The 16,324-nt window shown below is 49.4% G+C and carries 17 protein-coding genes; 9 read left to right on the plus strand and 8 right to left on the minus strand.

What is annotated here, in order from left to right; all coding sequences use genetic code 11:
- Positions 1–2 precede the first annotated feature (2 nt).
- From ftsA to lpxC, 3 genes are all read left to right on the plus strand, one after another.
- Positions 3–1,259: a cell division protein FtsA gene (gene ftsA / locus BSPA111_RS19370; protein ID WP_034460940.1), complete on the plus strand. Its 1,257-nt coding sequence runs from the start codon at positions 3–5 to the stop codon at positions 1,257–1,259.
- Between the two features lie 63 nt (positions 1,260–1,322).
- Positions 1,323–2,474, plus strand: coding sequence for a cell division protein FtsZ (gene ftsZ, locus BSPA111_RS19375; RefSeq protein ID WP_064539921.1), 1,152 nt, complete (start codon positions 1,323–1,325; stop codon positions 2,472–2,474).
- 100 nt (positions 2,475–2,574) lie between these two features.
- On the plus strand, positions 2,575–3,492 hold the full coding sequence (lpxC, locus tag BSPA111_RS19380) for a UDP-3-O-acyl-N-acetylglucosamine deacetylase (protein ID WP_183272776.1): 918 nt from the start codon (positions 2,575–2,577) through the stop codon (positions 3,490–3,492).
- Between the two features lie 8 nt (positions 3,493–3,500).
- On the opposite strand, the gene BSPA111_RS19385 is transcribed toward lpxC, so the two are convergent.
- Complete coding sequence (locus BSPA111_RS19385; RefSeq protein ID WP_183272777.1) at positions 3,501–4,019, minus strand: DUF721 domain-containing protein; 519 nt, start codon at positions 4,017–4,019, stop codon at positions 3,501–3,503.
- A gap of 22 nt (positions 4,020–4,041) precedes the next feature.
- Between BSPA111_RS19385 and secM the strand changes: the two genes are divergently transcribed.
- The 3 genes from secM to mutT all read left to right on the plus strand — a co-directional run bounded on the left by secM (position 4,042) and on the right by mutT (position 7,775).
- Positions 4,042–4,548, plus strand: coding sequence for a secA translation cis-regulator SecM (secM, locus tag BSPA111_RS19390; RefSeq protein ID WP_183272778.1), 507 nt, complete (start codon positions 4,042–4,044; stop codon positions 4,546–4,548).
- 67 nt (positions 4,549–4,615) lie between these two features.
- A complete protein-coding gene (gene secA, locus BSPA111_RS19395) occupies positions 4,616–7,321 on the plus strand; it encodes a preprotein translocase subunit SecA (RefSeq protein ID WP_183272779.1) in 2,706 nt (901 codons plus the stop codon).
- 64 nt (positions 7,322–7,385) lie between these two features.
- Positions 7,386–7,775, plus strand: coding sequence for an 8-oxo-dGTP diphosphatase MutT (gene mutT, locus BSPA111_RS19400; protein ID WP_183272780.1), 390 nt, complete (start codon positions 7,386–7,388; stop codon positions 7,773–7,775).
- Here the strand turns inward: mutT and yacG are convergent.
- Genes yacG through coaE form a run of 3 tightly spaced genes read right to left on the minus strand, consistent with a single transcriptional unit; the run spans position 7,772 to position 9,342 of the window.
- Positions 7,772–7,969: a DNA gyrase inhibitor YacG gene (gene yacG / locus BSPA111_RS19405; protein WP_183272781.1), complete on the minus strand. Its 198-nt coding sequence runs from the start codon at positions 7,967–7,969 to the stop codon at positions 7,772–7,774. The two genes, mutT and yacG, sit on opposite strands and share 4 nt — an antisense overlap.
- Positions 7,970–7,978: 9 nt before the next feature.
- Positions 7,979–8,722: a cell division protein ZapD gene (gene zapD / locus BSPA111_RS19410; protein WP_183272782.1), complete on the minus strand. Its 744-nt coding sequence runs from the start codon at positions 8,720–8,722 to the stop codon at positions 7,979–7,981.
- Between the two features lie 2 nt (positions 8,723–8,724).
- Complete coding sequence (gene coaE, locus BSPA111_RS19415) at positions 8,725–9,342, minus strand: dephospho-CoA kinase (protein ID WP_183272783.1); 618 nt, start codon at positions 9,340–9,342, stop codon at positions 8,725–8,727.
- A 274-nt stretch (positions 9,343–9,616) separates the two neighbouring features.
- Here coaE and BSPA111_RS19420 point away from each other — a divergent pair, with 274 nt between their 5' ends.
- Entirely contained in the window at positions 9,617–10,660 is a 1,044-nt protein-coding gene (locus BSPA111_RS19420) for a GMP reductase (RefSeq protein ID WP_183272784.1), read from the plus strand.
- 36 nt (positions 10,661–10,696) lie between these two features.
- Here the strand turns inward: BSPA111_RS19420 and hofC are convergent, their stop codons facing one another.
- The 4 genes from hofC to nadC form a co-directional block, all read right to left on the minus strand.
- The gene (hofC, locus tag BSPA111_RS19425) at positions 10,697–11,902 is read right to left on the minus strand and encodes a protein transport protein HofC (protein WP_183272785.1); all 1,206 of its coding nucleotides are present in this window, start codon (positions 11,900–11,902) and stop codon (positions 10,697–10,699) included.
- Positions 11,895–13,274, minus strand: a complete 1,380-nt coding sequence (gene gspE, locus BSPA111_RS19430) for a type II secretion system protein GspE (RefSeq protein ID WP_183272786.1) — start codon at positions 13,272–13,274, stop codon at positions 11,895–11,897. Before gspE ends, hofC begins: the two co-directional genes overlap by 8 nt.
- 3 nt (positions 13,275–13,277) lie before the next feature.
- Positions 13,278–13,727, minus strand: a complete 450-nt coding sequence (gene ppdD, locus BSPA111_RS19435; RefSeq protein WP_183272787.1) for a prepilin peptidase-dependent pilin — start codon at positions 13,725–13,727, stop codon at positions 13,278–13,280.
- A gap of 189 nt (positions 13,728–13,916) precedes the next feature.
- Positions 13,917–14,807 (minus strand): carboxylating nicotinate-nucleotide diphosphorylase, encoded by an 891-nt coding sequence (gene nadC, locus BSPA111_RS19440; RefSeq protein WP_183272788.1) that lies wholly within the window; start codon positions 14,805–14,807, stop codon positions 13,917–13,919.
- An 82-nt stretch (positions 14,808–14,889) separates the two neighbouring features.
- Here nadC and ampD point away from each other — a divergent pair, with 82 nt between their 5' ends.
- Positions 14,890–15,453 (plus strand): 1,6-anhydro-N-acetylmuramyl-L-alanine amidase AmpD, encoded by a 564-nt coding sequence (gene ampD / locus BSPA111_RS19445; protein ID WP_183272789.1) that lies wholly within the window; start codon positions 14,890–14,892, stop codon positions 15,451–15,453.
- Positions 15,450–16,304: a beta-lactamase regulator AmpE gene (gene ampE / locus BSPA111_RS19450; protein WP_183272790.1), complete on the plus strand. Its 855-nt coding sequence runs from the start codon at positions 15,450–15,452 to the stop codon at positions 16,302–16,304. The genes ampD and ampE overlap by 4 nt, the downstream gene beginning before the upstream one ends.
- The last annotated feature ends 20 nt before the right edge of the window (positions 16,305–16,324 follow it).

The raw sequence follows: 16,324 nt of genomic DNA on the forward strand, positions 1-16,324 counted from the left end.
CAATGATCAAGGCGACGGACAGAAAACTGGTAGTAGGACTGGAGATCGGTACCGCAAAGGTTGCCGCTTTAGTAGGGGAAGTTCTGCCTGACGGTATGGTCAATATTATTGGCGTGGGCAGTTGCCCATCGCGTGGTATGGACAAAGGTGGCGTAAACGATCTCGAATCAGTCGTGAAATGCGTTCAGCGCGCGATTGACCAGGCCGAATTAATGGCTGATTGCCAGATTTCTTCGGTCTACCTTGCGCTGTCAGGTAAGCACATTAGCTGTCAAAACGAGATTGGCATGGTGCCAATTTCTGAAGAAGAAGTGACGCAGGAAGACGTTGAAAACGTCGTTCACACCGCGAAATCGGTGCGTGTACGTGACGAGCATCGTGTTTTACACGTTATCCCGCAAGAATATGCAATTGACTACCAGGAAGGCATCAAAAATCCTGTAGGTTTATCGGGTGTCCGCATGCAGGCTAAGGTGCACTTGATTACCTGCCATAACGACATGGCGAAAAACATCGTTAAAGCCGTTGAACGCTGCGGCCTTAAAGTTGACCAACTGATCTTTGCAGGGCTTGCGGCAAGCTACGCAGTATTGACCGAAGATGAACGTGAGTTAGGTGTCTGCGTAGTCGATGTCGGTGGTGGTACTATGGACATCGCGGTCTACACCGGAGGTGCGTTGCGCCACACCAAAGTTATCCCATATGCAGGGAACGTGGTAACCAGCGACATCGCTTATGCCTTCGGTACACCGCCAAGTGATGCCGAAGCCATTAAAGTACGCCATGGCTGCGCACTGGGTTCGATTGTTGGCAAAGATGAAAACGTTGAAGTGCCAAGCGTCGGTGGACGTCCACCACGTAGCCTGCAACGCCAGACGCTCGCTGAAGTTATCGAGCCTCGTTATACCGAATTGTTGAACCTGGTAAACGAAGAGATTTTGCAATTACAAGAGCAACTTCGCCAGCAAGGTGTGAAGCACCACCTGGCGGCGGGGATTGTGCTAACGGGGGGCGCGGCGCAAATTGAAGGCCTGGCAGCCTGTGCGCAACGTGTATTCCATACGCAAGTGCGTATAGGACAACCGTTAAATATTACCGGCCTGACTGATTATGCCCAGGAGTCTTATTACTCCACCGCAGTCGGCTTGCTGCACTACGGGAAAGAAACACATCTCAGTGGTGAGGCAGAAGTGGAAAAAAGGACCTCTGTCGGCTCATGGATTAAGCGAATCAACAGCTGGCTGAGAAAAGAGTTTTAAATTTTATAAGAGACCAGACAAAATTAGTGGTCTCAGGCGACAGGCACAAAACGGAGAGAAACTATGTTTGAACCTATGGAACTGACCAACGACGCGGTGATTAAAGTCATCGGCGTCGGTGGTGGCGGCGGCAATGCCGTTGAGCACATGGTGCGCGAACGCATCGAAGGTGTTGAATTCTTTGCAGTGAATACTGACGCTCAAGCGTTACGTAAAACTGCGGTAGGCCAGACTATCCAGATTGGTAATGGTATTACCAAAGGTCTGGGTGCTGGGGCTAACCCTGAAGTGGGCCGTACTGCTGCGGAAGAAGACCGTGATGCATTACGTGCTGCACTGGAAGGCGCAGACATGGTATTTATCGCCGCAGGTATGGGTGGCGGTACAGGTACAGGTGCAGCACCTGTAGTTGCAGAAGTCGCTAAAGATCTGGGCATCCTGACCGTAGCTGTTGTGACGAAGCCTTTCAACTTTGAAGGCAAGAAGCGCATGGCATTCGCGGAGCAGGGTATTGCCGAACTGTCTAAGCATGTTGACTCATTGATCACCATCCCGAATGATAAGCTGCTGAAAGTTCTGGGCCGCGGTATCTCTTTGCTTGACGCTTTTGGCGCAGCTAACGACGTACTGAAAGGCGCAGTGCAGGGTATCGCTGAACTGATTACCCGTCCGGGTCTGATGAACGTCGACTTTGCTGACGTGCGCACCGTAATGTCCGAAATGGGATATGCCATGATGGGTTCCGGTGTGGCAAGTGGCGAAGACCGTGCAGAAGAAGCGGCAGAAATGGCGATTTCCAGCCCACTGTTGGAAGATATCGACCTGTCTGGTGCGCGTGGCGTTCTTGTCAACATCACCGCTGGCTTCGACCTGCGTCTGGATGAGTTCGAGACTGTGGGTAACACCATTCGTGCGTTTGCATCTGATAACGCCACGGTAGTTATCGGTACATCTCTGGATCCAGAGATGAACGACGAACTGCGTGTGACCGTTGTTGCAACCGGTATTGGTATGGACAAACGTCCAGAAATCACTCTGGTGACCAACAAGCAAACTCAGCAACCTGTAATGGATCGCTACCAGCAGCACGGAATGGCTCCGCTTCAACAAGAGCAAAAGCCAGTTGCTAAAGTAGTGAATGACAATACGCCACAAACAACGAAAGAGCCTGATTATCTGGATATTCCAGCGTTTTTGCGCAAGCAAGCTGATTAAGAATAAACCGGAAGTTGGGGATCTCCGCTCTTTGTGCTAAACTGGCCCACCGATTGTGATATACACTTCGGTTGGATAGGTAATTTGGCGAGATTATACGATGATCAAACAAAGGACACTTAAACGTATCGTTCAGGCGACTGGTGTCGGTTTACATACCGGCAAGAAAGTCACACTGACGTTGCGCCCTGCGCCGGCAAATACCGGGGTCATCTATCGTCGCACCGACTTGAATCCTCCGGTAGATTTTCCGGCAGATGCCAAATCTGTGCGTGATACCATGCTCTGTACTTGCCTGGTGAACGAGCACGATGTGCGGATTTCTACCGTTGAGCATTTAAATGCCGCCCTTGCGGGATTAGGTATTGATAACATCATTATTGAAGTCAATGCCCCAGAAATCCCAATCATGGACGGTAGTGCAGCGCCATTCGTCTACCTGCTGCTTGATGCCGGGATTGACGAATTAAACTGTGCGAAGAAATTTGTGCGCGTCAAAGAAACAGTTCGCGTTGAAGATGGCGATAAATGGGCTGAATTCAAACCGTATAATGGTTTCTCGTTGGATTTCACCATCGACTTTAACCATCCGGCGATTGATGCCAGCACCCAACGCTACAGCATGAACTTCTCTGCGGAAGCATTTATGCGCCAGATTAGTCGTGCTCGCACCTTCGGTTTTATGCGTGATATCGAATATCTGCAGTCCCGTGGTTTGTGCCTGGGCGGTAGCTTCGATTGTGCCATCGTTGTTGACGATTATCGCGTACTGAACGAAGACGGCCTGCGTTTTGAAGATGAATTCGTTCGTCACAAAATGCTCGACGCGATTGGCGACTTGTTCATGTGCGGCCACAACATTATTGGTGCGTTTACTGCCTATAAGTCTGGCCATGCGCTGAACAACAAATTGCTTCAAGCGGTTCTGGCGAAGCAAGAAGCCTGGGAATGGGCAACCTTCCAGGACGATGCCGAACTTCCGCTAGCGTTCAAAGCACCGAAAATGGTTCTGGCTTAACACCAGAATTATTTATTGCGACTGGTTTCATTGGTACTCTCTCCGGCCAATGATGCCAGTCGTTCTATTGCTGCCTTTAATTTCTCTGGGCTACGTTCAGCCACCATCCGTAATGCCTGAGCACTTTGCTGGCTCAATTCTCTGTTTACCCCCTCAGTTTTACCTTTCACCGTTTGAATGCTGTTTTCTTGTACTGATTCTTGCCCAATAGCAGCCAGTGATGGATTAATCCTGATGTCGATTGATGTCAATGATGGTAATATTTGTGCGCGTAATGCACTCAGTAGCGTGGCTTGTTCATAGCGTAAGCGCATCAGCCAGCTAGCATTCGCGGTTTCAAGCACGAGAATGCCTTGTCGGAAATTAGCTACCCGGCACCAGGGATGCAGTTGAGCGGGTAATATCCCTTTCACTGCCCTGTTGAGCTTAAGTAGCGCAGTTGCGCGTTGTTGCACGTTTTGCAACACGCTTTCGGCACCAGCATCATCGAACAAATGATCTAAAGATTGTGGGCGACTATCACGCATACATAATGCTCCGGCGGATAAAGTGATTGGTATTCTAAATCGTTGGCGACAGTTTGGCAGACGTTATTTCTGGCCGCATCTCCTGTTGGGGATGGTCGCGGCGAGTTTTGGCATGCCTGCTCTCAGCCAAAATACCGAGCCAACAGCCCCCGCAGAAACGTCTACCAGCAGTCATGACTACCTGAATAAGGTCAGCTTCAACAGTCTGGCATTATTGCAGGAAAGTACCCGGCGACCATCATTTAGTGTCGATTACTGGCATCAACATGCCATTCGCACAGTAATTCGCCATCTTTCATTTGCTATGGCACCCCAGACGTTGCCAGCTGCACAAGAAAGCTTGCCACTTCAGGCACACAAACTTGCTTTGCTGGATACGCTCACGGCGCTCCTCACTCAGGAAAGCAAACCCCCTGTAATTGTGCGCCATACTGCACTTTGGCAATCCCCTGCGGTTGAGACTTTCAGTCCTGCCATTTGGATTAGCCAGGTTTACGGTATCCGCGCCGGTCCGCAACGCCTCAGCTAAAACCATTTCCTTAAATTATAACGTTATTTTTAGCTCTGCCCTGACGGCAGGCGTTTGAGAATTTATTATGCTAATCAAATTATTAACTAAAGTTTTCGGTAGCCGTAACGACCGCACCCTGCGTCGTATGCGTAAAGTTGTTACTCTGATCAACAGCATGGAACCGGAAATTGAAAAACTTTCCGATGACGAATTAAAAGCAAAAACCAATGAGTTTCGCGCACGTCTTGCGAAAGGTGAAGTGCTTGAAAATCTGATCCCTGAAGCTTTCGCCGTTGTTCGTGAAGCGAGTAAGCGTGTATTCGGCATGCGTCACTTCGACGTACAGTTGCTCGGCGGTATGGTTCTAAACGACCGCTGTATCGCAGAGATGCGTACAGGTGAAGGTAAAACGCTGACTGCAACGCTGCCTGCGTATCTGAACGCATTGAGCGGCCGCGGTGTTCACGTGGTTACCGTCAACGACTACCTGGCCCAGCGTGATGCTGAAAACAACCGCCCTCTGTTCGAGTACCTGGGTTTGAGTGTGGGCATCAACTTGCCTAACATGCCAGCCGTTGCAAAACGCGAAGCTTACGCTGCTGACATTACTTACGGCACCAACAACGAATATGGTTTTGACTACCTGCGCGACAACATGGCGTTCAGCCCTGAAGAACGTGTTCAGCGTAAACTGCACTACGCGTTGGTGGATGAGGTTGACTCAATTCTTATCGATGAAGCGCGTACGCCGCTTATCATCTCTGGCCCTGCTGAAGACAGCTCCGAGATGTATAAAAAAGTAAACAAAATCATCCCAAGCCTGATTCGTCAGGAAAAAGAAGATTCTGATACTTTCCAGGGTGAAGGTCACTTCTCAGTAGACGAAAAATCTCGTCAGGTAAACATTACCGAACGTGGTCTGGTACTGGTTGAAGAGCTGCTGGTACGTGAAGGCATCATGGAGGAAGGTGAATCACTTTACTCTCCGACCAATATCATGCTGATGCACCACGTAACTGCTGCATTGCGTGCACATGTGCTGTTCACCCGTGACGTTGACTACATCGTGAAAGATGGCGAAGTCATCATCGTTGATGAACATACCGGCCGTACTATGCAAGGCCGCCGTTGGTCTGATGGCCTGCACCAGGCTGTTGAAGCCAAAGAAGGCGTCGACATTCAGAACGAAAACCAAACGCTGGCGTCTATCACCTTCCAGAACTACTTCCGCCTGTATGAAAAACTGGCTGGTATGACGGGTACAGCAGACACTGAAGCGTTTGAATTCAGCTCAATCTATAAACTCGATACCATCGTTGTGCCAACCAACCGCCCAATGATCCGTAAAGATATGCCTGATTTGGTCTATATGACCGAAGCGGACAAGATTACTGCGATTATTGAAGATATTAAAGAGCGTACAGCGAACGGCCAGCCAGTGCTGGTGGGGACAATTTCTATCGAGAAATCCGAAGTGGTTTCTGCTGAATTGACCAAAGCTGGTATCAAGCACAATGTTCTTAACGCTAAGTTCCACGCGAATGAAGCAGGGATTGTTGCCCAGGCGGGTTATCCAGCCGCAGTGACCATCGCGACTAACATGGCTGGTCGTGGTACGGATATCGTATTGGGTGGTAGCTGGCAGGCAGAAGTCGCTGAGCTGGAAAATCCAACCCCAGAACAAATCGCGCAGATTAAAGCAGACTGGCAGGTTCGCCATGACGCGGTTCTGGCATCGGGTGGTCTGCACATCATCGGTACAGAGCGTCACGAATCTCGTCGTATCGATAACCAGTTACGTGGTCGTTCTGGTCGTCAGGGGGATGCGGGTTCATCTCGTTTCTACCTCTCTATGGAAGATTCCCTGATGCGTATTTTTGCATCAGATCGCGTTTCAGGCATGATGCGTAAGCTGGGGATGAAACCAGGCGAAGCCATTGAGCACCCATGGGTGACTAAGGCGATTGCTAACGCACAGCGTAAAGTTGAAAGCCGCAACTTTGATATCCGTAAACAGCTGCTTGAATACGATGATGTAGCTAACGATCAGCGTCGCGCTATCTACAGCCAGCGTAACGAATTGCTGGATGTGAGTGACGTCAGTGAAACCATCAACAGCATCCGTGAAGATGTCTTTAAAGTGACTATCGATACACACATTCCTCCGCAGTCACTGGAAGAAATGTGGGATGTTGAAGGCCTGCAAGAGCGCCTGAAAAACGACTTCGACCTCGATCTGCCAATCAAAGAGTGGCTGGATAAAGAACCTGAGCTGCATGAAGAAACTCTGCGTGAGCGTATTCTGCAGAACGCGGCCGAAGTGTATAAGCGTAAGGAAGAAGTCGTTGGTGTTGAAATGATGCGTCATTTCGAAAAAGGCGTGATGCTACAGACTCTGGATTCATTGTGGAAAGAGCACCTGGCGGCAATGGACTATTTGCGTCAGGGCATTCACTTGCGTGGCTATGCACAAAAAGATCCTAAGCAAGAATACAAGCGTGAATCTTTTGCCATGTTTGCTTCTATGCTCGAAGCTCTGAAATATGAAGTTATCAGTACGTTGAGCAAAGTTCAGGTGCGTATGCCTGAAGAAGTCGAAGCGATGGAACAGCACCGTCGTGAAGAAGCTGAGCGTCTGGCACAGATGCAACAGTTGAGTCACCAGGATGACGACACGCTGGCTGCGGAGTCACTGGCAGCAGAAACGGGTGAGCGCAAAGTAGGTCGTAATGATCCTTGCCCATGCGGTTCTGGTAAAAAATACAAACAGTGTCATGGCCGTTTAAGCTAAGAACGGTATTGTCGACGAAGGCGCAGCTTGCTGCGCCTTTTTTCTATGGAGTACCTGCACAAAAATGAAACAACTAGAAATTGCCGTCGGTATCATTCGCAACTCTCGGCGGGAGATTTTTATCACGCAACGAGCTGCTGACGCTCATATGGCAAATAAACTGGAATTCCCGGGAGGAAAAATCGAAACCGGTGAAACCCCAGAACAAGCATTAGTTCGTGAACTGCAGGAAGAAACAGGCATTACAGCGAACCAGTATGGACTGTATGAAAAACTTTCTTATCAGTTCCCGGATCGGTTTATCACTTTGTGGTTTTTCATGGTGGAAAGCTGGGAAGGCGAGCCGTGGGGCAAAGAAGGGCAACCGGGTCAATGGATTGCGCAAAATTCGCTGGTGGCAGCAGATTTCCCACCAGCAAATGAACCGATTATCAGCAAATTACTGCAGAGTTAACGCAGGTCTTCTTCACTCCAGTCATCACTCTCTGACAAATCGCCGCTGCTAGGAATTCGTTTTTCCTCGGCGGCCCATTCACCTAAGTCAATGAGCTGGCAGCGTTTGCTGCAAAACGGGCGGTACGGGCTGGTTTCATTCCAGATAACGACTTTGCCACAACCTGGGCAGTTTACTTTTGTTGGTTCAGACATATGCGCTCCTTAACAGCATGCCAGCTCAAAATCGAGGCGCTCAGGGATAATTCCATTTTCGCTATCAAGTGGTAAGAAGCGGATCGCAAAACGGCTTTTATGCCCGGACACCTGAGGATAAAGCTGTGAAGAGAGAGAAAGCTGCAAACGCAGCAAATCAGCATCATCACCATTGTCCTGATAAAAACCGTTCAGACTGGTTTGCTTACGGAATGGCGCAGAATTACGAATAATATCCAGTAGCAGATCCAATGCCTGTTTCAACGGCTGCAAACTTGTCCGCCAGGCATTAATTTGTGCATTGCGCTGATCTTGTGGCGAATAAAGCCAGATATGCAAAGTCGGTAAATCAAAGCTACAGCAACCACCTGGAATACTTAGACGCTGACGAACAAGGGCAATCAGACGATCTTCACGCAAAGACTGCCCGAGGCGCGGTGCTGCCATTAAAACACTGCCGCGTTCTTTAAGTTGGCTACGCAGCGAATCGATAAGCTGCATATCTACACCAGGAACTTCGGCCCAGTTCAATAGTTTACGCTGCTGGCGCTCCAGCTCTTTGAGAATATCTGTGCGGATCTCGCCGCGCTCAAAGACGTCTAGCAGGTCACCGACATTACGGAAAAAATGAAGGGCTTTGGAAGTCTCATCTACCGGTAATGAACTTTCGAGCTGTTGGATTAAAAACTCGATACGCAACCAGGTGCGCATTTTTTCATTCAGTGGGTGCTCAAAAAGAATCTGGGTGCTCATTATTAATTTTCCTGCTGTGCGGCCTGGGCCGCCAGTTCCAGATACTGGCGGTGCAGACGGTCAACATGTGCGGCCACCTGCTCGGCGGCACCATCATTATTAATTACATCATCGGCAACGCTCAAGCGTGCCTCGCGTGTCACCTGTGCCGCAAGGATTTGTTGCACATGTTCACAACTGACTTTATCGCGCGCAATAGTACGTGCGATTTGCACCTCTGGCGAGACATCCACAACCAGCACGCGATCGGCCATCTGCTGAAGGTTATTCTCAATTAGCAACGGAACAACCCACAAAACGTAGGGAGAAACGGCTTGATTGATTTCAATTCGGGTTCGTTGATGGATAAGTGGATGTAACAGCGCATTGAGCCACTGTTTTTCCTCTGGGGAGGAGAAGATCTTTTCACGAAGAACCCGGCGGTTAAGAGAGCCGTCCTGAAGAAGAATTTCTTTACCAAAATGGTCAGAGATAATGGTGAGAGCAGGCTGCCCTGGCTCAACTACCTGACGAGCAATCACGTCAGCGTCTACAACGGTAATACCTAATCGGGAAAAGTTATCGGCGACAGTACTTTTACCACTGCCAATCCCGCCCGTTAATGCCACCGTATAAACCATAAAAACCAGACCCTAAATCTACGTTTTATCAAGGATATAAAAAGTTAATTTATACCTGGTATGTTGCAGGAAGGCGCGGAGGCATTGGAAAAATGAACCCCATATAGCGATTTCCTGTTTCTCAGGTAAATTTTAACGATTGTAGCGCAAAAAAGAGTGTTTTCGCAGTCTTGCAGCGGCATTAATAGTGCGTATGATAACGTCACTGGAATTGGTGCCTAAATAGCCAATTGCGTTCACGCGTCCTTCGCCATTCGACCCAGGAATCTGCAACATGCGTATTGAAGAAGATTTGAAGTTAGGTTTTAAAGACGTTCTTATTCGCCCAAAACGTTCCACTCTTAAAAGCCGCTCTGATGTAGAGCTTGAGCGCCAATTCACTTTCAAACACTCCGGTATTGCATGGTCAGGTATTCCGATCATTGCGGCTAACATGGACACCGTTGGTACATTCGGTATGGCTCAGGCGTTAGCCTCGTTTGATATCCTGACTGCGGTCCATAAACACTACTCTGTGGAAGAGTGGAGCAACTTCGTTAAGTCTGTGTCAGACGACATCCTGAGGTTCGTTATGGTTTCAACCGGTACATCAGACGCTGATTTCCAGAAAACCAAGCAGATTCTTTCTCTTCATCCTGCACTGCAATTTATCTGCATCGACGTGGCTAACGGCTACTCTGAACACTTCACTCAGTTCTTGTCTAAAGCGCGTGAAGCATGGCCGGATAAAGTTATCTGTGCAGGCAACGTTGTGACTGGCGAAATGTGCGAAGAGCTAATCCTCTCTGGTGCTGACATTGTTAAAGTCGGTATCGGCCCTGGTTCCGTATGCACTACTCGCGTGAAAACAGGCGTAGGTTACCCGCAACTGTCTGCTGTGATTGAATGTGCTGATGCTGCTCATGGCCTTGGCGGTCAGATTGTTAGCGACGGCGGCTGTACTGTTCCGGGTGATGTTGCTAAAGCATTCGGCGGCGGTGCAGATTTCGTGATGCTCGGCGGTATGCTGGCTGGCCACGAAGAAAGCGGCGGTACAGTTGTTGAAGAAAACGGCGAGAAATTCATGCTGTTCTATGGCATGAGCTCTGAATCTGCAATGACTCGCCACGTTGGTGGTGTTGCACAATACCGTGCAGCGGAAGGCAAAACTGTAAAACTGCCATTACGTGGCCCTGTAGAAAACACTGCCCGTGATATCCTGGGCGGATTGCGTTCTGCATGTACTTACGTTGGTGCTTCTCGTTTGAAAGAGTTGACCAAGCGCACGACGTTTATTCGTGTTGCTGAGCAGGAAAACCGCGTTTTCAATAGCCTCTAAGCTATACACGCATACGGTGCGGCACTCGCTGCACCGTCATCCAGCACTCATTGCGTCTCCTAGCTGGAAAATAGGTAGATACATCGCAATCACCAGCGTCCCAATAATGACTCCCACGATTAACATCATTAGCGGTTCCAGCGCAGCGGCCAGGTTATCAGCCCGTTCTTCCGTATTGTTGTGATGCCAACTCGCCAGTTTTTCTAGCATCAAATCCAAAGCACCTGACTCTTCACCCACTCGTATCAACTGGTAACACAACGGTGTAAATCGCTCACTCTCAGTGAGTGCAAGCCAAAACGGGACGCCTTGCATCACTTTGGTACTAATGCGTGAAATAACCTTCTTCCACAAAAGTGATGAGAGGGTTGTCTCCACTGCACTAAGCCCTTGCAGCAAAGGGATCCCTGCCTGTTGGGATAGCGAAAGAGTGGTGTAGATTTGGCTGAGAACTTGTCCACGCCAAAGTGGGGCAACCAGAGGGATGCGGAGTAATAGATTTTGTTCATACTCTTGCCAGTGAGGTTTTCGCTGTCGAAGAAAATATCCGCAAGCAAAGAGGGTGGCAGACACCAGTAACCACCCCAACCCTTGTGTTGTTACCCAGTTTGAAATCGCCATTACTGCCAGTGTTATAGCAGGCAGAGGAGCGTTAAAAGACCGATAGATATTGGCAAACTCCGGCAATACAAATCCCATCATCCCGATAGTGACAAGCAGAGCGACAGCCATAATAAACAGTGGGTAACGTAAGGCTTTCATGACCTTTTTATGCAGTTGATATAGTTTTTCTTGTTGGTCAGCCAGCCTTTTGCAACATTCGTCTAGCTTCCCCGTTAACTCACCAATATGAATCAGGGCAATAAACAATGCGGGGAAAATCTTCGGCCATTGGCTTAATGCGGCTGAAAATGGCGTACCACTCGAAACACGTTTTTCTATGTCTTTTAGTAATGCAGACCATTCTTCAAAGGGATGCTGCTGCGCGATAAGCAACAGCCCATCAGATAAAGAAATTCCAGCCTGAAGTAAAGTGGCAAGCTGGCGAAATACCTGAATTTTTTGCTGAATATGCCAGCAACCACGACGGGTTCGCGACGTTTTGCGTAGATGCAAAAGCTGAAGATCCGCATTGAACAATTGATCGGTAACAGATGCGGTATCTTCTGCAATTAACGTTCCCTTCTGGAGTTGCCCGAATTGATCGACCGCTTTCCAGTGCCAGAGCAAAAATTTAGCCATGAGGCACACCCAGCACACGATACAGTTCTTCAAGCGTAGTTAGACCCTGCTCAACAGCCTGACATCCCCTTTCGAATAGCGTCATCATGCCTTGTTGACGAGCGAGCGTTTCGAGCTCGTGAGCAGCCATCCCCTTGATAATGGCTGTTTGTAGTGCTGGCTCGATAAGCAGGATCTCAAACAATGCGCTTCGCCCATAAAAACCGCCGTAGCAACGTTCGCACCCCACAGCCTGCCAGTGTGGTAATGCTCGTTTCCAGAGTGTTGTCGGAAGGAGGATGTCATCGGGTTGCTGCTGCTTGCAGTGAGGGCAGAGTTTGCGAACCAGACGCTGTGCGACCACCATGTTCAACGCAGAAGCTAACATCCAGGGCTCTACTCCCATTTGTTGCAGGCGAACGACGCTCTCTGCCGTTGAGTTGGTATGCAGAGTTGAAAGAACAAGATGTCCGGTCTGTGCCGCCTTAATGGCAATTTCTGCAGTATCGCCGTCCCGAATCTCACCCACCATAATGATATCGGGATCCTGGCGCAGTAAGGCGCGTAACACACTGTGGAAGCTCAGCCCTGCTTTGCTGTTTATTTGCGTTTGATTGAGCCCACGCATTGGGATCTCTATAGGATCTTCTACGCTACAGAGGTTGCTGGAAACCTGGTTTAGTATTTTTAGTGCGCTGTAAAGCGTGATGGTTTTGCCGCTCCCGGTGGGGCCGGTGACCAGGATCATGCCTTGCGGGTTGGCTAAACAACGCTGAAAGCGGATGCAATCATCTGGTGACATGCCTAAATCCGAAAGCTCAAAAGTTTGTTCGGTCTGGGTCATTAAACGTAAAACAACTTTCTCACCGTGATACACCGGTAACGTAGCAATGCGAAATGAATATTTATGTTGTTCGACTTCAATCTCCATTTGTCCGTCCTGCGGCAGACGGCGCTCCGCAATATCCAGATTCCCCAGTACTTTTAGTCGTGCAGTTAACGGAGCGGCTACATGAGCCGGAAGGAGAGGTTGCAGTTGCAGTACTCCATCGACCCGAAAACGAATCTGGTAGCCTTGCTCTATCGGCTCAAAGTGAATGTCCGATGCGCGCAACTGAATCGCTTTGTGAAGCGTTTCCTGTAGCAGTTGAACCACGGGAGCTGTGTTTTCATGCTGTACATCTGTGTTTACCAAAACACCAGAATGCCGTGCTTTTTCTAACTGTTCAGCCGACCAGTATTCAACGTTTACCTCCGTATCGCAGATAAAACGCAATGCTTCAAAAAACTGAGCAGATGGATTCGGTGCAATAGCGATGTGCAGTATGGGATCTTCAGAAAGTAATACCGCCTGATACTGGTTGCACAGAGCCAGGATTTGCCGATTTTCCATGGCTTAGTGACTCGCAGAGTTATTATCAAAACGGAAAACTTCTTCGCAGCTTTGCTTCAGCGAAGCGCCATCGGTAGTGGCACAGGCCCGACTCCAGCCTTCAACGCCCTCAGCGTCACTCCATCGTGGGGATAACGAAACGGTAAGACCGTTCAGGCTTTCTTGCCCTGTCAGCGTGACAATGCCGTTTGCAACGCTCATATCGCTGATATAACGGGTCGTTTTAGGCGAAGGAATACTGTTACTACCCGCATTGCACTGGCTAATCCCACCCCGTTCAATCGCGCAAAGTTCAATGGCGGTACGGTAGGGAACAAAGGTTTGTAACATGTCGGTAAGTGCTGCTTTTCGCAGGTAGTTCTGATAGGCGGGAATTCCAATGGCACTCAGTATCGCGATAATGCCGATAACCACCATCAGCTCGATAAGTGTAAATCCACGTTGTTTGTTCATATGCCGCTCCTGATTGGGATGGCGGCACTTTGCGCTGTAAAAAACAGACAGGCGAGAGTGAGTTATAGCTTCAGGAAGGGGCTTTCCAGCATTTCTGTGAAGTTTGCACGGAGCAACAATGAAAATGCGAGCATTGACGCAAGGGAAAGAAAAAGGCAGATGAGTTTCACCCCATCTGCCTGGCAGAAATTAGCGGAAGCGCATTGAGAGATCGAGTGCGCGGACATGTTTAGTCAGCGCGCCCACAGAGATAAAGTCGACACCGGTTTCAGCAAATTCACGGATAGTTTCTTTCGTCACGTTTCCGGAAACTTCCAGACGTGCTTTGCCATTTGTGAGCACGACAGCCTTGCGCATATCTTCAACATTGAAATTATCGAGCATGATAATGTCAGCGCCGGCATGTAGCGCTTGCTCCAGCTCTTTAAGTGACTCAACTTCAACTTCCACAGGCACATCAGGGTGGTACCAGAATGCTTTTTCTACCGCCTGGCGAATAGAGCCGGAAGATATGATGTGGTTTTCTTTAATCAAAAAAGCATCAGACAAGCCCAGGCGATGGTTGCTGCCACCACCGCATAGCACCGCGTATTTCAGTGCCGTGCGCAGGCCAGGTAGAGTTTTACGCGTATCAAGCAGTTGGGTATTTGTTCCCGCCAGCAGATCAACATAAGTGCGAACTTCGCTGGCAACGCCTGACAAGGTTTGTACAAAGTTCAGCGCGGTACGTTCACCAGTGAGCAGCACGCGTGAAAGCCCCGTCAGTTCGAATAAAGGCTGGTCTACCACTACGGTTTGGCCATCTTCAACATGCCAGGTGACTTTGACATCCCCGCCAAGCTGAATAAATACCTCTTCGACCCAACGTTTGCCACAGAACACACCGTCTTCACGTGTGATAACAACGGCATGCGAACGATGATCTGCATCCAGTAATTGCGCGGTGATATCGTTATTAGGATCGATCTCACCACCAAGATCTTCGCGCAAAGCCTGCGAAACAGCCTGTGGAATATCAAGGTTGATACGGTCGAGAAGCTCGTCACGTCGGCGGTCTGAGTTATAACGGCGAGGCGGCATGATAAAACTCCGAAATGGCTTAGTTAATGTCGAAACATGCTACATTGATGCGACGCCAAGTACCACTCAAAGGAGACCGCGGATGCAGCTAAAAAACGGCTGGCTGGTGGGTGTTAAGCAAGTTCCTTCCCCACATTTTGATTGCCGACCGGAGGATGAGACACCTTCGCTACTGGTAGTGCATAACATCAGTTTGCCACCGGGAGAGTTTGGTGGCCCATGGATTGACGCGCTGTTTACCGGAACGCTCGATGCGCACGCCCATCCCTATTTTGAGGGAATTGCTCATTTGCGTGTTTCCGCACATTGTTTGATTCGCCGTGACGGTGAAATCGTTCAGTATGTTCCTTTCGATAAACGCGCCTGGCATGCCGGAATCTCTTTATATCAGGGGCGTGAGCGTTGTAACGATTTTTCAATTGGTATTGAGTTGGAGGGGACAGATACGCTCCCCTATACTGATGCGCAATATCAACAACTTACTGTGATTACTGACACACTAATTCAGGCTTATCCGGCTATTGCAGACCATATGACAGGGCATTGCGATATAGCCCCGGGGCGCAAAACGGACCCAGGTCCTGTTTTTGACTGGCCGCGTTTTCGCCACTCGGTTGAGGTAACGTCAAATAAGGAGATGAAATGACGCTGTTTACGTTGCTGCTGGTGATGATTTGGGAACGGTTGTTCAAACTGGGCGAGCACTGGCAGCTGGATCACCGCCTTGAAGTTCTCTTTCGGCGGGTAAAAAGTTTTTCTCTGCTTCGTACGATCTTGATGACTGCTCTGTGCATGCTGGTGGTTTTCCTGGGGATTCGTGCGCTACAAGGTTTGTTTTTTAATGTGCCGTTGTTGGTGTTCTGGATTGCCCTCGGCGTTTTGTGCATGGGCGCAGGCCAGGTTCGTTTGCATTATCACGCTTATTTAAAGGCCGCGAGCCACGACGACAGCCATGCTCGTGATGCAATGGCGAGTGAGCTAACGCTGATCCATGGGGTTCCGCCAGATTGCGATGAACGTGAATATCTGAAAGAGCTGCAAAACGCGCTTTTGTGGATTAACTTTCGTTTTTACCTCGCACCGCTTTTTTGGTTTATCGTCGGTGGAGTTTGGGGGCCAGTAACGCTGGCAGGTTATGCGTTCCTGCGTGCATGGCAAACCTGGCTTGCTCGCCATCACTCACCGCAACAGCGTTTACATTCTGGTATCGATGCGATTCTGCATGTTCTGGATTGGGTGCCGGTGCGTCTGGTTGGCGTGGTATATGCGCTGGTGGGTCACGGTGAGCGAGCTCTTCCTGCATGGTTTGCATCACTGGCTGACCGCCATACTTCGCAATATCAGGTGTTGACTCAACTGGCGCAGTTTTCGCTAGCACGCGAGCCGCATCTGGATAAAGTGAAAACACCAAAAGCTGCCGTAACGATGGCAAAGAAAACGTCTTTGGTGATTTTGGTTGTGGTTGCGTTACTGACGATTTACGGCACTCTGGTTTAAGTAAAATAACCAGAGCACCG

The organism is Buttiauxella sp. A111 (assembly GCF_014189855.1).
GTDB classification, from domain to species: Bacteria; Pseudomonadota; Gammaproteobacteria; order Enterobacterales; family Enterobacteriaceae; genus Buttiauxella; species Buttiauxella selenatireducens.

Bases quoted from the DNA above. Each gene is read 5' to 3' on its own strand.
- gspE (WP_183272786.1), bottom strand. From the start codon at position 13,274: ATGGAAAATCGGCAAATCCTGGCTCTGTGCAACCAGTATCAGGCGGTA.
- ftsZ (WP_064539921.1), top strand. From the start codon at position 1,323: ATGTTTGAACCTATGGAACTGACCAACGACGCGGTGATTAAAGTCATC.
- mutT (WP_183272780.1), top strand. From the start codon at position 7,386: ATGAAACAACTAGAAATTGCCGTCGGTATCATTCGCAACTCTCGGCGG.
- coaE (WP_183272783.1), bottom strand. From the start codon at position 9,342: ATGGTTTATACGGTGGCATTAACGGGCGGGATTGGCAGTGGTAAAAGT.
- nadC (WP_183272788.1), bottom strand. From the start codon at position 14,807: ATGCCGCCTCGCCGTTATAACTCAGACCGCCGACGTGACGAGCTTCTC.
- zapD (WP_183272782.1), bottom strand. From the start codon at position 8,722: ATGAGCACCCAGATTCTTTTTGAGCACCCACTGAATGAAAAAATGCGC.
- hofC (WP_183272785.1), bottom strand. From the start codon at position 11,902: ATGGCTAAATTTTTGCTCTGGCACTGGAAAGCGGTCGATCAATTCGGG.
- ftsA (WP_034460940.1), top strand. From the start codon at position 3: ATGATCAAGGCGACGGACAGAAAACTGGTAGTAGGACTGGAGATCGGT.
- ampE (WP_183272790.1), top strand. From the start codon at position 15,450: ATGACGCTGTTTACGTTGCTGCTGGTGATGATTTGGGAACGGTTGTTC.
- yacG (WP_183272781.1), bottom strand. From the start codon at position 7,969: ATGTCTGAACCAACAAAAGTAAACTGCCCAGGTTGTGGCAAAGTCGTT.
- secA (WP_183272779.1), top strand. From the start codon at position 4,616: ATGCTAATCAAATTATTAACTAAAGTTTTCGGTAGCCGTAACGACCGC.
- lpxC (WP_183272776.1), top strand. From the start codon at position 2,575: ATGATCAAACAAAGGACACTTAAACGTATCGTTCAGGCGACTGGTGTC.
- BSPA111_RS19420 (WP_183272784.1), top strand. From the start codon at position 9,617: ATGCGTATTGAAGAAGATTTGAAGTTAGGTTTTAAAGACGTTCTTATT.
- BSPA111_RS19385 (WP_183272777.1), bottom strand. From the start codon at position 4,019: ATGCGTGATAGTCGCCCACAATCTTTAGATCATTTGTTCGATGATGCT.
- ampD (WP_183272789.1), top strand. From the start codon at position 14,890: ATGCAGCTAAAAAACGGCTGGCTGGTGGGTGTTAAGCAAGTTCCTTCC.
- ppdD (WP_183272787.1), bottom strand. From the start codon at position 13,727: ATGAACAAACAACGTGGATTTACACTTATCGAGCTGATGGTGGTTATC.